Origin of the sequence: Marinobacter sp. CH_CUG1437-1, from assembly GCF_037029655.1 — a bacterium.
GTDB classification, from domain to species: Bacteria; Pseudomonadota; Gammaproteobacteria; order Pseudomonadales; family Oleiphilaceae; genus Marinobacter; species Marinobacter salsuginis.
The window spans coordinates 238838-253780 of sequence record NZ_JAYMEW010000002.1 but is presented as its reverse complement, the minus strand read 5'-3'; the positions used below and the strand labels follow the sequence as shown (position 1 = coordinate 253780).

Annotated in this window: 13 protein-coding genes; 5 read left to right on the top strand and 8 right to left on the bottom strand. The window is 57.5% G+C overall.

All coding sequences use genetic code 11. The annotated features are described in order from the left end of the window. Positions 1-19 precede the first annotated feature (19 nt). Positions 20-1096 carry a 3-deoxy-7-phosphoheptulonate synthase gene (locus WA411_RS06590; protein WP_291908854.1) on the bottom strand — a complete coding sequence of 359 codons (1077 nt, stop codon included), beginning with the start codon at positions 1094-1096 and terminating at the stop codon, positions 20-22. Positions 1097-1271: 175 nt separating this feature from the next. Between WA411_RS06590 and WA411_RS06585 the strand changes: the two genes are divergently transcribed. Together WA411_RS06585 and WA411_RS06580 are read left to right on the top strand one after the other, a co-directional pair. Then, complete coding sequence (locus tag WA411_RS06585; RefSeq protein ID WP_291908857.1) at positions 1272-3095, top strand: DUF1631 family protein; 1824 nt, start codon at positions 1272-1274, stop codon at positions 3093-3095. Positions 3096-3120: 25 nt separating this feature from the next. Further along, positions 3121-3525, top strand: coding sequence for a PilZ domain-containing protein (locus WA411_RS06580; RefSeq protein WP_291908860.1), 405 nt, complete (start codon positions 3121-3123; stop codon positions 3523-3525). 69 nt (positions 3526-3594) lie between these two features. On the opposite strand, the gene WA411_RS06575 is transcribed toward WA411_RS06580, so the two are convergent. From WA411_RS06575 to gloB, 7 genes are all read right to left on the bottom strand, one after another. Next, on the bottom strand, positions 3595-4380 hold the full coding sequence (locus tag WA411_RS06575) for an enoyl-ACP reductase FabI (RefSeq protein WP_136629570.1): 786 nt from the start codon (positions 4378-4380) through the stop codon (positions 3595-3597). Between the two features lie 65 nt (positions 4381-4445). Next, positions 4446-6050, bottom strand: a complete 1605-nt coding sequence (locus WA411_RS06570) for an ABC transporter ATP-binding protein (protein ID WP_291908864.1) — start codon at positions 6048-6050, stop codon at positions 4446-4448. Position 6051: 1 nt separating this feature from the next. Further along, entirely contained in the window at positions 6052-7080 is a 1029-nt protein-coding gene (locus WA411_RS06565) for an ABC transporter permease (RefSeq protein WP_209397238.1), read from the bottom strand. Next, positions 7077-8162, bottom strand: a complete 1086-nt coding sequence (locus WA411_RS06560; protein ID WP_291908867.1) for a microcin C ABC transporter permease YejB — start codon at positions 8160-8162, stop codon at positions 7077-7079. The genes WA411_RS06565 and WA411_RS06560 overlap by 4 nt, the downstream gene beginning before the upstream one ends. 15 nt (positions 8163-8177) lie before the next feature. After that, on the bottom strand, positions 8178-10001 hold the full coding sequence (locus WA411_RS06555) for an extracellular solute-binding protein (protein ID WP_209397240.1): 1824 nt from the start codon (positions 9999-10001) through the stop codon (positions 8178-8180). 12 nt (positions 10002-10013) lie between these two features. Then, positions 10014-11720 carry a LysM peptidoglycan-binding domain-containing protein gene (locus WA411_RS06550; RefSeq protein ID WP_291908872.1) on the bottom strand — a complete coding sequence of 569 codons (1707 nt, stop codon included), beginning with the start codon at positions 11718-11720 and terminating at the stop codon, positions 10014-10016. 168 nt (positions 11721-11888) lie between these two features. Beyond that, the gene (gene gloB, locus WA411_RS06545; RefSeq protein WP_291908875.1) at positions 11889-12683 is read right to left on the bottom strand and encodes a hydroxyacylglutathione hydrolase; all 795 of its coding nucleotides are present in this window, start codon (positions 12681-12683) and stop codon (positions 11889-11891) included. 96 nt (positions 12684-12779) lie between these two features. Here gloB and WA411_RS06540 point away from each other — a divergent pair, with 96 nt between their 5' ends. The 3 genes from WA411_RS06540 to dnaQ are packed head-to-tail and all read left to right on the top strand — an operon-like array spanning position 12780 to position 14780. Continuing rightward, on the top strand, positions 12780-13574 hold the full coding sequence (locus WA411_RS06540; protein WP_209397244.1) for a methyltransferase domain-containing protein: 795 nt from the start codon (positions 12780-12782) through the stop codon (positions 13572-13574). A 28-nt stretch (positions 13575-13602) separates the two neighbouring features. Continuing rightward, positions 13603-14046 carry a ribonuclease HI gene (rnhA, locus tag WA411_RS06535; protein ID WP_069183562.1) on the top strand — a complete coding sequence of 148 codons (444 nt, stop codon included), beginning with the start codon at positions 13603-13605 and terminating at the stop codon, positions 14044-14046. Positions 14047-14069: 23 nt separating this feature from the next. Beyond that, positions 14070-14780: a DNA polymerase III subunit epsilon gene (dnaQ, locus tag WA411_RS06530; RefSeq protein WP_291908881.1), complete on the top strand. Its 711-nt coding sequence runs from the start codon at positions 14070-14072 to the stop codon at positions 14778-14780. Positions 14781-14943: the final 163 nt, after the last annotated feature.

The following is a 14943-nucleotide window of genomic DNA, read 5'->3' as shown; positions in this document are numbered from 1 at the left end:
TTTTCTCACCATGCTTTGCTCAGCCAATCTTGCGCTTGGGCAATACATCCTTGAGTTTGTCCCGCATGTCCCGGATCGCCCTCTCCGTGGTTGGCCAGTCAATACAGGCGTCGGTCACCGACACGCCGTATTTGAGATCGGCCAGATTCTCGGGAATGGACTGGTTACCCCAGTTGATGTTGCTCTCTACCATAAGGCTCTGGATGGAGGTATTGCCTTCCAGAATCTGGTGGGTTACGTCCTGCATGACCAGCGGCTGGATAGCCGGATCCTTGCTTGAGTTGGCGTGGCTGCAGTCAATCATCATCGATTTGCGCAAGCCTGCTTTATCCAACGCCTGCTCGCAGAGGGCGACGCTTACCGAGTCGTAGTTGGGTTTGCCACCGCCGCCGCGAAGAACAACGTGCCCGTAATTGTTGCCCTTGGTGCGGATAATCGCCACCTGGCCCTGCTGATCAATACCCAGGAAACTGTGGGGATGGGAAACCGACTTCATGGCGTTCACGGCAACATCAAGGCTGCCATCAGTGCCATTCTTGAAACCGATTGCCATGGAAAGGCCGCTGCTCATTTCCCGGTGGGTCTGTGATTCAGTAGTACGGGCGCCGATGGCCGACCAGGCAATGGTGTCCTGCAGGTATTGTGGGGAAATTGGATCCAGTGCTTCTGTGGCTGCGGGGAGGCCCAACTCGTTGATATCCAGCAGCAGGCGACGACCGATGTGGAGGCCCTGCTCAATATCAAAGGTGTCGTTCAGGTGCGGGTCGTTGATCAGACCTTTCCAGCCAACGGTTGTACGAGGCTTCTCAAAATAGACACGCATAACGATCAGCAGCGTATCGCTGACTTCATCGGCAAGCTTCTTCAGGCGCGAGGCGTAATCCCGGGCCGCTTCTACATCGTGAATGGAGCAGGGGCCCACCACCACGAATAGCCGGTGGTCTTTGCCGTCCATGATGTCATAGATGGCCTGGCGGCCCTTTGAGACGGTTTCTGCGGCCTTGTCGGAGAGTGGCATCTCCTTCTTTAGCGCTTCAGGAGTGATCAGTGCTTCCTGGCTCGCCACATTCAGATTCTCTAGTTTGTTGCCCGACATGTTGTTCTGCTTCCCCGATTCTGATCGTTGCAGCCCTGGTGGACCATGGAATATGCCAACAGGGTTGCAGATTAACGCGAATAGCGCCGGTGCACGGTTGCGGTAAACCCCGGCGAGTTGGTTATACTGCGTTATTTACAGGGCCTTTTCAACGCTTCTTAGGTATGGGGAACGGATGTCGCAAAACAGGCAGAGACCGAAAGATGTGCCTTCCGTTGCAACGGTTTCAGGCAAGATAGACGATGTCCTGGCCGGCATACGTGTTCCTGACCTCCCGTACCCGGCGGGCAAGCTCGAACCAGAGTCTGTCAGCGACTGGCGTCCGCTTCTGATTTCATGCTGGTCCGAACAACGGGACGAGCGCGTCACCCACCTCATCCGGTCCGTCCATCTCGAGTGGTCAGCGCGTCAGGTGAACGCGGCTTATGTTGCCGACCGGATCATGGATGTCTTCCTGAAAACCAGTGGTTTGCACCCAAGTCTCGCGCGACGCGTAGCGAGACTGCGGTTTTATCTTGCCTGGCGCATGGATCTCGAGGGCAAGAAAGCCTTCAGCGGGCCCGTGCTTTCCTGGCTGGACAGTTTGCAGGAGTGGCGGGGCTGGAGCGACTCTGGCGGGCGTTCATCAAGGGTGCTTCTGGACCAGCTTGATTCGCTGGTTATTGCGGTGTCGGCCAGCTTTGAATCCGGCAGCACGGACCCCGTGGAAGCCTTCTGTCACCAATGGCAGGAAGAGTCGGCCCGAAGGGACGCCCAGGCCGGAAAGCTCCGCCAACGCCTGCTGGAGACGGAGCAGGGTGCTGCCAAACAGCGCAAGGCCGACCAGACTGCCCGCGCTCTTGTTGGCCGGGCTCTTCAGGGTCGCAGGCTTCCCATGCCGATCGTGCGGTTTATCCTCGATTACTGGCAGGGGCTGCTCAAGCAGTCCGTCTGGGACGCCGGTCTGGAAGGTGAGACTTTTCGGCATGGCAGCAAGCTTCTCGAGTGGCTGGTCTGGATCGGTGATCCTTCGCTTTCTGACAAAGACAGAAATCGCCTCTATCACGTTGGCGAACAGATCGGCGACCGACTTCTTGATGTCTGGAAACGGGTGTATAACCAGGCGCTTCCGGCGGACTCCCTGGCAGGAATCGAAGGCGTGATGGTCTCGCGACTCAGAGGAGAAACGCCAGAGCTGGTCGATGCGTTACCCGCAGCAGGTGGGTTTCAGTGGGATAGCAGTTGGCTGAGCTTTGAGGTACCGACTGAGCAAGCCTTTAAACCGTTCGAGGGGCAGTGGTTTGTCGAAGGCGAAGGAGGAGCGGAGCAGCGCCGGTATTTCTATGCCTTTCTGACCGAATCGGCAGAAATCCTTTGGACTAACGGTGCTGGTGTAAAACTGGGCCTGCAGACCTGGACTGATTTCCAGGCCGCTCTGGAAAAAGAACAGATCCGCCCCCTGCCGAAACTGACGCCATTTGGAACCGTATTGGCGGAGACCGTCGAACTACTCGCGGGTGTTTGCGATAAACAGCGCCGGCAGCGGGAACAGGCTGCAGAGGCCGCAAGGCTCAGGGCCGAGGAGCTGCGTCGGGAGAGAGAAGCCGCAGAAGCTCGCCGCAGGGCGGAGGAAGCGGAGCGCGAAGCAGAGCTGGAGCGCCAGCGTCAGGCGGCCGAAGAGCAGCGCATCGCCGATGAAAAGGCCGAGGAGGCGCGGATCCGGAAGGAGCGCACCCTGTTGGCTGAAAAACAGGTAGACGCCATCAAGCTGGGCGGTTGGATCGTGGTTGAACCGGATGAAACTTCGGATGAGCCGGCCCGCCTGAAGCTGGCCGTACGCATCAATGCGTCCAGAAAGCTGGTGTTTGTCGACCGCCTGGGCCTCAATCGTCGTGAATTTCTTGAGGACGCCCTTGTAGAGGGTATTGTCGAAGGTCGGATCCGGGTTCTGGGAACCTCCGCAGAATTTGATGACACCCTCAGCAGGGTGGTTGGCCGAATCCGTGTGGGCCGAAACTGATATTGCCGAAGCAGGAAAAATAACAATGGCAGATAACGATTACACCTTTGGAACCCGGAATGATCCTCCCTTTGAGAAGGACAACCGTACCGATTACCGCCTGACCGCCAGAGCCCGTGCAGTTCTCGAACTTGAATCCGGCATACCGGAAGAGGAAACGCCCGAGGCCAGGGAGCTTGTCTGCGGTATTCGGGATATTTCTGCGAGCGGTCTTTGTTTGTCTTCCGGGGAGCCCCTGTCCCTGGGCGCCCTGTTACCAGCAAGCGTATCACTCGGTAACCATAACGAGCCTTTCACCTTGATGGTCGAGGTGGTCTGGTGCAGGCCGAATGAGTCGGGGTTTCTGGTGGGCGCGCGGATCATCGAATCCGATGAAACCGCCTACGTTGAATGGGTAGAGGCTGTGGCCTCCGCGATGGATCAGGGTTGACGAAGCACCACCCCGTCTAACGAAAAGAGCCGGCACAATGCCGGCTCTTTCATACCCGGGAACGGAAACTTACTCTTCCAGTTCCGCCATTCCGGTGATGTTGAAACCCGCGTCCACGTACATGATCTCGCCGGTAATACCGGAGGCCATATCGGAACCCAGGAACGCGGCGGCGTTGCCCACTTCGTCGATGGTGACGTTGCGGCGCAGCGGTGCGCGTTTGGCGTTTTCAGCCAGCATCTTGCGGAAGCTCTTGATACCGGAGGCAGCCAGGGTCTTGATCGGGCCGGCGGAAATGCCGTTCACGCGAATACCATCACGGCCCAGGCTAGCAGCCATGTAACGAACGTTGGCTTCCAGGGATGCCTTGGCCAGGCCCATTACGTTGTAATTCTGCAGAACTCGCTCGGCGCCAAGGTAACTCAGGGTAATGAGCGAGCTGCCCTCGTGCATCATGCTGCGGGCGCCCTTGGCCAGGGCCACGAAGCTGTATGAGCTGATGTCGTGTGCAATACGGAACCCGTCACGGGTGGTAACGTCAACGTAGTTGCCGTCCAGCTCGTGACCCGGGGCATAGCCAACCGCATGAACGATAATGTCGATATTGTCCCAGTGCTTGCCCAGTTCCTTGAAGACATTTTCAATCTCTTCATCGCTGGCGACATCGCAGGGGAAGGTCAGCTTGCTGCCCCATTGCTCGGCGAATTTCTCAACACGTGGCTGGAGCTTTTCGTTCTGGTAGGTGAAAGCCAGTTCAGCGCCTTCGCGGGCAAATGCCTCGGCGATACCGTAAGCAATGGACAGTTTGCTGGCTACGCCAACGATCAGTGCTTTTTTGCCACTGAGGATTCCCATGGGTCGTTCTCCCTGTGTTCCTGATTTGGGTGCATTATCCCTGAGTGCTCTGGCCGGGGTAACGCTCAAATAGTCGTAGTTGTATTCTGGTAAAAGAACGCGGCACTCAGCAGCTCACGGGTATAGTCCGCGCGAGGTGAATGGAAGATCTCATCCGCATTACCGTATTCCACGATCCGGCCGTGTTGTAGAACCAGGAGTTTGTGGCTCAGGGCGCGTACAACGGCCAGGTCATGGCTGATAAAGATATAGCTTAGACCATAACGGGTCTGGATATCCCTCAACAGTTCAATGACCTGCTTTTGTACCGTGCGGTCCAGGGCAGAGGTGGGTTCATCCAGAATGATCAGGTCGGGCTGCAGTACCAGTGCCCGCGCAATGGCAATGCGCTGCCGCTGGCCGCCGGAGAATTCATGGGGGTACCGGTGACGCGCCTCGGGGTCCAGGCCGACATCGGTCAGCGCACCTATGACTTTCCTATCGTGTTCGGCGGCGTTTTCCGCATCGTGAATTTCCAGCCCCTCACGGACGATTTCTGCGATGGACATTCTCGGGCTCAGGCTACCGAACGGGTCCTGGAAGACGATCTGGACACGCCGCCGCCAGGGCCGGAATTCCTTCTGGTTGAGAAATGCCAGTTCTTCGCCGGCAAGGCGGATACTTCCCGTGCTTGCGGTAAGCTTCAGCAAGGCATGGCCTATGGTGGTTTTGCCGCTGCCGCTTTCCCCGACAATACCAAGAGTTTCTCCCCGACCGAGCTGGAAATCCGCACCTTGTACGGCGTGAAAGGTTTCCTTTACCTTGCCCAGAAGGCTTTTGCGGATCGGGAAGCGCACGTCCAGGTTTTCGACGGCCAGCAACGGCTCTGCGTGGTTTCCAGGGGGCAGGGGCGCTTCCGGAGGTTCGGCATCCAGCAGCTTTCGGGTGTAGGCATGCTGTGGGCTGGCGAAAAGGGTGTTGGTATCAGCTTCTTCCACGAGTTTTCCGCGCTCCATAACCGCCACCCGGTCTGCGTAGCGTCGTACGATGGTCAGATCGTGGGTGATCAGCAGGATGGCCATTCCCAGTTTCTTCTGCAGATCTCGGAGCAGTTCCAGAACCTGCTTCTGGACTGTCACATCCAGCGCGGTGGTGGGCTCATCCGCGATCAGTAGGTCCGGCTCGTTGGCCAGGGCCATGGCGATCATCACACGCTGCTTCTGTCCGCCCGACAACTGGTGAGGGTAAGCACACAGCTTGGACTCCGGATTCTGTATCCCCACAAGGTTCAGCAGTTCCAGGCATCGCTGCCTGGCCTGGGGCCCACGCATCCCCTTGTGCAGCTCCAGGGTTTCGCCAATCTGCTTTTCCACGGTGTGTAACGGATTCAGGGATGTCATCGGTTCCTGGAAGATCATGCCGATCTCCCGGCCACGAATCTGGCGCATTCGCCTTTCTGTAGCAGCCAGCAGGTCCTCGCCCCGGTACCGGATTTGCCCGCTGGGGTAGCTGGCGTGGCGTGCATCAAGAAGCCGAAGGATCGAAAGCGCGGAAATGGATTTTCCGGAGCCGCTTTCGCCTACTAGCGCCAGGGTTTCTCCTTCCCGAATAGCCAGCGATAGCGATTCGACCGCTGCGGGCCCCTGATCGAAACAGATGGAGAGATCTGAGATCTGAAGCAGTTGGTTCATATCAGCTCTTCCTGGGATCAAAGGCATCGCGCACGGCTTCGCCAACAAACACCAGCAAGGTGAGCATCAGCGACAACGAGACAAAAGCAGAAATGCCCAGCCAGGGGGCATGCAGATTGGCCTTGCCCTGGGCGATCAGTTCACCCAGCGAGGGCGAACCAGAGGGCAGACCGAAGCCAAGGAAATCCAGGGAGGTCAGCCCAGTAATCGCGCCGGTAAGAATGAACGGCAGAAAGGTGAGGGTGGCCACCATGGCGTTTGGCAGGATATGCCGGAACATGATCTTGCGGTTGTCCAGCCCGAGCGCTCGGGCCGCTTTGACGTACTCGAAGTTGCGGGCCCGGAGGAATTCCGCCCGGACCACATCCACCAGCCCCATCCAGCTGAACAGCAGCATAATGCCCAGCAGCCACCAGAAGTTTGGCTGCACAATACTGGACAGAATGATCAGCAGATACAGAACCGGCAAGCCAGACCAGATCTCGATAAACCGCTGTCCCAGCAGATCGATCTTTCCGCCGTAAAAGCCCTGGATAGCACCGACAACAACGCCAACAATGCAGCTTGCAATGGTCAGAGTAAGACCAAACAGAACCGAGATGCGGAAACCGTAAATCACCCGGGCGGCAACATCCCGGCCCTGGTCGTCGGTGCCGAGCCAGTTCTCGGCACTGGGTGGCGCCGGTGAGGGCACCTCAAGATCGTAATTGATGGTGTTGTAGCTGAACCGGATGGGTGGCCAGACCATCCAGCCATTGGCACTGATTTCGTCTGAGATAAAGGGGTCTCGATAATCCGCCTCCGTGGGCAGAAAACCGCCAAAGGTCTCTTCTGGTACCGATTGGATAACCGGAAAATACAGGTCACCCTTGTAGGAGACGATCAGCGGAGAATCGTTGGCAATCAGCTCGGCCGCCAGTGACAGGCCGAACAGAGCCAGAAAGATCCACAACGACCAGAAACCACGCCGGTTTTTCCGGAAGTTACGCAGGCGTCTCTGCTGGATTGGAGTCAGGGAACGGAAACTCACGCACCCTCCCGGCTTTCAAAATCGATCCGGGGATCGACCAGGACATAGGTGATGTCGCTGATCAGCTTCAGGATGAGCCCCATCAGGGTAAAGATATACAGGGTGCCGAAGATCACCGGGTAGTCACGATTCAGGGCGGCCTCAAAACCCAGCAATCCGAGCCCGTCGAGGGAGAAGATGACCTCGATAAGCAGTGAGCCAGTAAAGAAGAGGGCGACCAGAACACCCGGCAAACTGGCAATCACGATCAGCATGGCGTTGCGGAACACATGCCCGTAGAGCACTTCTTTCTGGTCCAGCCCTTTGGCGCGGGCGGTCACCACGTACTGTTTTCCGATTTCATCCAGGAACGAGTTCTTGGTGAGCAGGGTGAGGGTGGCAAAACCGCCAATCACGTTTGCAGTCACTGGCAACGCCAGGTGCCAGAAGTAATCCCCGATTTTCTGGTACCAGGTAAGCTCGTCGAAATTGGACGAAGTAAGGCCGCGAAGCGGGAACCAGTCAAAGTAACTGCCGCCGGCGAACAGCACGATGAGGAGTATGGCAAACAGGAAGCCGGGGATCGCATAGCCCACCACAATGGCCGAACTGGTCCAGACATCGAACCGGGAGCCGTCAGTGACCGCTTTGCGGATGCCCAGGGGAATGGATATGAAATAGATAATCAGCGTCGACCAGAGGCCCAGTGAGATGGATACGGGCATCTTGTCCAGAATCAGCTCAATGACGCTTTTCTCGCGAAAAAAGGAATCGCCGAAGTTGAAGGTGGCGTAATCGCCGAGCATCTTGAGGAAGCGTTCGTGGGCCGGCTTGTCGAAGCCATACATGACTTCGATTTCCTTCAGGAGTTCGTCCGGTATGCCCCGGGAACCACGGGTGTCGCCGGAAGAATCGGCCACCTCGCCACCGGTGCCGCCGCCAGAGGCCCGGGCAAGGGCGCTGCCTCCATGGCCTTCCATTTCCGCAATTAACTGCTCAACCGGTCCGCCCGGAGCGGCCTGCACGATAACAAAGTTGAGCAGCATGATCCCAATCAGCGTGGGAATGATCAGCGCCAGACGCCTGAGTATATAGATGCCCATTTAGCGGCGTTTTCCTCAGGGCTTCGCCCACCAGTTGTCCAGGTCGATGCCGTTCTTGGGCGTCTCGGCCGGACGTTGCAGATGGTTCCAGTAGGCGACGCGATCGCTTCTCAGGTGCCAGTGGGGAATCACGTAGTGGTGGTGCAGCAGAACCCGGTCCAGCGCACGAACCCGGTGCACCAGCTCCTCGCGGTCGGGCGCCTGAATCACCATGCTTACGAGCTCGTCGATCACCGGATCGCTCACGCCCATGTAGTTCCGTGACCCTTTGGCGTCCACGGTAGAAGAATGCCAGTATTCCCGCTGCTCGTTACCCGGTGAATCCGACTGGCCGAACACCTGGGTGATCATGTCAAAATCGAATTCCCGCAAACGCTGGATATACTGGTTGCTGTCTACCAGGCGGACAGTGATATCAATGCCAAGCCGGCCGAGGTTGTTCTTGAAGGGTAACACCACCCGCTCGAAACTCTTCTGGAACAGCAGTATTTCGAACGCCAGTGGTTCGCCGGACTCTCCGTGTACCATTTTGCCGTCCCGGATCTCATAGCCCGCTGACTTCAGCAGCTCCATGGCTGTCCTGAGATTTTCTCGCAATCCCTGCTGACCCTCTGTTGTGGGCGGCTGATACTCTTCTGTGAAGACCTCTTCGGGGAGCTGATCCCGGTAGGGCTCCAGTATCTCAAGTTCCCGACCTTCTGGCAGCCCAGAGGAAGCCAGGTCGCTATTCTCGAAATAGCTGTCCGTGCGGGTGTACTGGTCAAAGAACAGGTTCTTGTTGGCCCACTGGAAATCAAAGCCATAGGCCAGGGCTTCTCGCACAAGTGGGTCGGAAAACACCTTACGGCGGGTATTGAAGGCGAAACCCTGCATACCCGAGGGGCGGTGGTGTTCAATGGCTTCCTTGATAATGGTGCCATTTTCAAACCGTTCACCAGTGTAGGCCGTTGCCCAGTTCTTGGCGGAAGACTCCAGACGGAAATCGAAACTGCCCGCTTTGAAGGCTTCAAGGGCCACGGTGTCATCGGTGTAGTAATCGTAGGTGATCTGGTCGAAGTTGAACCGGCCCTTCCGGACCCCGATGTCTTTGGCCCAGTAGTCCTTTACCCGCTCATAGGTTATGGACCGGCCTGCCTCGAAGTCGCCGATCCGGTAGGGGCCACTGCCCACCGGCGGATTGAGCCCGTTCTTGCCAAACTCACGATCGGCCCAGTAGTGCGCCGGCAAGATCGGCATCTGGCCCAGAATCAGCGGCAGCTCCCGGTTGCTGGTATCGCTGAAATCAAAACGTACCCGGCGGGGGCCCTCTACCGTCACCGAACTGACGTCGGCGTAGTAGTTTCGGAAGAAGGGGTGCCCCTTGGTTGTCAGGGTTTCGAACGAAAATTTCACATCTTCTGCGGTAATGGCTTCGCCATCCTGGAATTTCGCCTGTTCCCGGATATTGAACACCACGTAGCTCCGGTCTTCAGGGGTTTCCAGGGATTCGGCAATCAGGCCGTAGGCAGAAAAGGGTTCATCATCCGAGGATTCCAGCAGGGTATCGTAGAGATAGGTGCTGATACCTGCTGCAGCCACGCCCCGGATATCGAACGGATTGAAGGAGTCGAAACCGTTGGCCACCACGGCCATCTTCAGCGTGCCGCCTTTCGGGGCGTCCGGATTCACGTAGTCAAAATGAGTGAAACCGGCGGGGTATTTGGTGTCGCCGTGCATGGCAATGCCGTGTGCTGGCATTGCCTCTTGGGCGGCGGAAAATGGAGAAATGAACGGTGTGGCAATCAGAGCCAGGGCTGAAAAAAACGACGTAAGGGATGAGGCTTTCCGTGTTCTTGTCATAAGTCTCGCACGTCAGGGACTGTTTCGGATATCAACGTAGAGTACCAGACTTTGCCCGGGTTGCAGATAACGGGCCGTATTCAGGTCGTTCCAGCTTGCGATGTCCCGCACATTCACGGAAAAACGGCTGGCAATCCGGGCCAGAGAATCGCCTTTGCGTACCCGATAGCCGACTTTGCGCACCATGGCTTTGCCGCGAGTACTATTGGCTGCCACCATCGTGGGCTGACTGGTTTTGGACCAGATGACCAGTTCCTTGCCCGGGATCAGCGGGTCACCGGGAGCCATACCATTCCAGGCAGCTACTTCACGCACAGAAACCCGGTGCTCCCGGGCAATGTCCCAGAAGGTATCGCCTTTGCGAACGGTGTAGCGCACCTTGTTTCCGTCTCGCTTACGCTCCTGTTTGCGCTCGAGGCGCTGGGAGGCGCTCAGGGCGTATGCGTCACTCCCTTTGGACGCGGACGGGATCATAAGGCGCTGGCCAATGCGAATCAGATCGCCGTCCAGGTTGTTTACCTGCTGCAGTACGGACGGAGTCGTCGAGAATTTACGGGAAATTGAATTCAGGCTGTCGCCGGATTTGACCTTGTAGTTTCGCCAGGAGACCCGTTGATCTGCAGGAATCTGGGCCAATGCCGTGCGGAATTTCTCGGCGTTCTGAACCGGAACAAGCAGCCGGTGAGGGCCGTCCGGGGAGGTTGCCCAACGGTTGTAGGAGGGGTTGAGCAGGTAGATTTCGTCCACATCCACTCCGGCCAGTTCAGCAGCCTGGGCGAGATCCAGCTGGGAGCCTGTTTCAACAATCTCGAAGTAGGGCTCGTCCTTCAGTGATGGCAGCTCTATGCCATAGGCCTCGGGATTATCGAATATTTTCGCCAGCGCAATCAGCTTGGGAACGTAATGACGGGTTTCCCGCGGCAGCTGCAGTGACCAGAAGTCGGTCGGCTTGTTGCTGTTACGATTCCGGCGCATGGCGCTGGAAACCGTGCCACCGCCGCTGTTATAGGCGGCCAGGGCCAGGGTATGGTCGCCGTCAAACCGGTTCGCCAGACGGTCAAGGTAGGTCAGGGCGGCGTCGGTGGCGGCAATAACGTCCCGACGCTCGTCGTGCCACCAGCTCTGGGTAAGACCGAAGTACTTTCCTGTCGACGGAATGAACTGCCAGAGACCGGCGGCCCGGCCATGGGAGTAGGCGAAGGGATCGAAGGCGCTCTCAACAATGGGAAGCAGGGCATACTCGGCCGGCAGCCCGCGCTTTTCAGTCTCATTGACAATGTAGTGCAGGTAGCGGCTACCACGCTCCACCACCCGGTCGATGTAACCGGGATGGCGGGCATACCAGTTTAACTGGTCCCGGACGCGCTCATTGTCGATATCATGATCCAGTACGAATCCGGAGCGAAGCCTGGCCCACAGGTCCTGCTCGACCGCTTCTACTTCTATTTCTGCTGTTTTCTGTACCGGATTGTCGAGCTTCTCCCGGGCATCCCTGGCAGCGTCCTTGAGTTCGGGCGCAATTGCTTCGTCAAGCGGCTCGTTGCGAGTGACGTCGCCGTTCTCTCCGGTTTCAACGGCTTTCTTCAGCCCCTCGTCGCCAGCGGCAACGGCAACTTCCTGAGTGTTCAGGGGGCTTTCCTCGCCCTGATTGATCAGGCTACTGCAGCCGCTGGCCAAGGCTCCGGCGAAAAACATCAACGACAATCGACTGACCGACATAAAGACATCCGGTTTCAGGTTGAGGCCGGACTCAGCAACTGAAAACCCGGCGTATTGAATAATTTACGGTAACAAACTTGAAACGATTCTATGGGACCGCTTTTTAAAGGGTCAAGAAACCTCTCGTTACGGCTCTGAGAGGATTTGTTAAGTGCGTAGCGCAGGCCGTCAGAAGTTATCCTTGCCGTGGCGTATGGCCGCAAAGATGGCGTTTTCGGAATTCGCCGGCAAACCGTGGCTGGCACAATAGGCTCGGGCCGAATCCACGACAGCCGGATCATCCCAGCGGAGAAATGGATTCAGCCGTTTCTCGTCATCCAGTACCGAGGGGACGGTGGGCCTTCCCTCATTACGAGCGGCCTGGCACTGCTGCTCGAAATCCCGAAGTCCCTCGTCTTCAGGGAGCCAGCTTCTGGCGAAACGGAGATTGGCTAGGGTGTATTCGTGGGCGCAATAAACCGCGGTTTTACCCGGCAGGGCTCTCAGGGTCTGGAGCGATTGGCGCATCTGTTCAGGAGAACCCTCGAACAGGCGACCGCAACCACAGACGAACAGGGTATCGCCGCAGAACAGAACCGGCCGGCCCTGAACCTCTAAATCCGTGAAATAGGCTATGTGGTCCAGGGTATGACCGGGTACGCCCAGCACCTGGAAAGTGATGTCTCCCCAGATCACCTCGTCGCCCGGGTGAACCAGGTTGGTACTACCCTTATAAGGGGAATCCGCGGGGCCGGTGACACGGCAATCCGGAAAACGGGAAACCAGCTCTTTGACGCCGCCAACGTGGTCCGGGTGGTGATGGGTCACAAGGATGGTGTCCAGTGTCAGGTTGTTCGCGGCCAGGTGGTCCAGAACCGGTTGAGCCTGCCCCGGGTCCACAATCAACGCTTTATCGCTGTTGGTGTCCGAAAGGCACCAGATATAGTTGTCACTGAACGCGGGTATGGCAGAAATGGTCAACATAGGGCCCCACATGTGCTTATCGAATGTGACTGATATGATAGAGCATTAAATACAAGGCCCCAACCACAGGTTCCGGCTTCCGGGAGTGCCGCTTTGGTGAGTGAATCCGACGCAGTTGATTATTCCGCCAGACATGAAAGCTTTGAGCGCTGGTTCCAGACCCCGCTGGGGCGGGCACTTCTGGCAGACCAGAGGCGGTTTGTGGACGCCGAACTCCAGCGCCTCACTGGCGCCAGACAATTGCAGGTAAGCATCAGCCACCGCCTGCCACTGGCTACGGGAACGGATTTCTCCCAGAAGATCATGACAACGCCGCGATGGTATCCCCACATCCCCGAGGGAGTCGCCATTTGCGATGCTGACGAGTTGGCCTTTCCAGGTGACTCCATGGATCTGGTGGTGCTGCACCACGCTGCGGATTTTTCACCCTATCCGCATCAGGTGATTCGGGAGGCAGCGCGTGTGCTTCGCGGAGAAGGGACCATGGCTTTGTTTGGATTCAATCCGCTCAGCCTCTGGGGAGCACGGAAACTGATCACCAGGAGTAGCGAAGGCCCATGGGGCGGTCGTTTCCTGTTGCGCGGTCGGATGGAAGACTGGCTTCACCTGCTGGGCTTCAATGTCGAGGCGTCCGTCACGAGGTTCTTCCGAGCGCCTCTCCAACGCGCCGGACGAAAGCCACGGTCCCGTATCGATGATCGCCTGTCGGGAAATCGACTCCTGCCAGTGGGCGCCTATTACTGTATCCTTGCCAAAAAACGCGTGCATGCACGGCTGCCAAGACGCCCTGTCTGGCGACAAAGCAAGGTCATTGCCTTGCCGGGGACTGGCACAGTTGGCGCCTCCCGGGGCTGCAGCCGGAGCGGTTCGTCCCCAAGCAAGCGTAAGTGATCCATTGATTATCGAACCAGGAGACTGAATGGCCGGCAAGGTAACCCTTTACACTGATGGCGCCTGCAAGGGCAATCCGGGCCCGGGAGGCTGGGGAGTGGTTCTGCGCTATGGCGATAACCGCAAAACCCTGCACGGCGGCGAAGCCAGAACCACCAACAATCGTATGGAGCTCATGGCGGCCATTCGGGGCCTCGAGGCCCTGAAGCGCCCGTGTGAAGTGGAGTTATTCACAGACTCACAATACGTGCGCAAGGGTATTACTGAATGGATGGCGGGCTGGAAACGCAATGGCTGGAAAACCTCTGCGAAAAAACCCGTCAAGAACGAGGATCTCTGGCGGGAGCTGGATTCCGAAGTCGCCCGGCACAAGATTAACTGGCATTGGGTCAAGGGGCATTCCGGCGTGCCCGACAATGAGCTGGCGGATGAACTCGCCAATCGCGGTGTCGAAGAGCTTTCCAACGCATAACTGCAGATAACCAGGTACAGGCAATGAGACAGATCGTACTGGATACAGAGACTACGGGTATTGATCCCGCAGAAGGCCATCGAATCATTGAGATCGGCTGCGTTGAACTTATGGAGCGCCAGCTCACCGGTCGCAACTACCACGTTTATATCAATCCCGACCGAGAGGTTGAGGCCGAGGCCATCACGGTCCACGGCATTACCAATGAGTTCCTGGCCGATAAACCCCGATTTGCCGAGATTGCCGACGAATTCTTCGAGTTCATCAAGGGAGCGGAGCTGGTTATCCACAACGCCGCCTTCGACGTTGGCTTCATGGATTCGGAATTCGCCCGGGTGAAGCCGGTGCGTAAGACCGCTGATCACTGTTCGATTGTCGATTCGCTCGCTATCGCAAGGGCACGCCACCCCGGGCAGAAGAACAATCTGGATGCGCTCTGTAAACGCTATGGCGTGGACAACAGCAACCGTGACCTTCACGGCGCTTTGCTGGATGCGGAAATTCTGGCCGACGTTTACCTGCTGCTCACCGGCGGCCAGACCGCGCTGTCACTGGATGCCGGCTCCGAAAGTGGTGGCGGCAACGGCGGATTCAGGCGGCTTCCGGCTGACAGAAAGCCGCTTTCCGTTGTTCGGGCCTCGAGTGCTGAAAATGAAGCCCATGACGAGTTCATGTCGCTGCTCGAGAAACAGGCCGGTGAAACCGTCTGGGGTAAACTCCAGAGCGCAGAATGAGAACTGGGTCGGCCTGTACTAAATGTTACATTCCGCCTTTCTTGAGGTACTTGAGTTTTATGTTATAAGTAATGATAAGTTCGCCAGTTTTTTGCGAACTGTCTTTGGCCGGATAAGGGGTTAACCGGCCCAGAACAAAAAGGCCTGGTCCGCTGCAGCCGGA

Coding starts and splice junctions, on each gene's coding strand:
- WA411_RS06585 (WP_291908857.1), top strand. CDS start 1,272: ATGTCGCAAAACAGGCAGAGACCGAAAGATGTGCCTTCCGTTGCAACG.
- WA411_RS06555 (WP_209397240.1), bottom strand. CDS start 10,001: ATGACAAGAACACGGAAAGCCTCATCCCTTACGTCGTTTTTTTCAGCC.
- WA411_RS06575 (WP_136629570.1), bottom strand. CDS start 4,380: ATGGGAATCCTCAGTGGCAAAAAAGCACTGATCGTTGGCGTAGCCAGC.
- WA411_RS06550 (WP_291908872.1), bottom strand. CDS start 11,720: ATGTCGGTCAGTCGATTGTCGTTGATGTTTTTCGCCGGAGCCTTGGCC.
- rnhA (WP_069183562.1), top strand. CDS start 13,603: ATGGCCGGCAAGGTAACCCTTTACACTGATGGCGCCTGCAAGGGCAAT.
- gloB (WP_291908875.1), bottom strand. CDS start 12,683: ATGTTGACCATTTCTGCCATACCCGCGTTCAGTGACAACTATATCTGG.
- WA411_RS06570 (WP_291908864.1), bottom strand. CDS start 6,050: ATGAACCAACTGCTTCAGATCTCAGATCTCTCCATCTGTTTCGATCAG.
- WA411_RS06560 (WP_291908867.1), bottom strand. CDS start 8,162: ATGGGCATCTATATACTCAGGCGTCTGGCGCTGATCATTCCCACGCTG.
- WA411_RS06590 (WP_291908854.1), bottom strand. CDS start 1,096: ATGTCGGGCAACAAACTAGAGAATCTGAATGTGGCGAGCCAGGAAGCA.
- dnaQ (WP_291908881.1), top strand. CDS start 14,070: ATGAGACAGATCGTACTGGATACAGAGACTACGGGTATTGATCCCGCA.
- WA411_RS06580 (WP_291908860.1), top strand. CDS start 3,121: ATGGCAGATAACGATTACACCTTTGGAACCCGGAATGATCCTCCCTTT.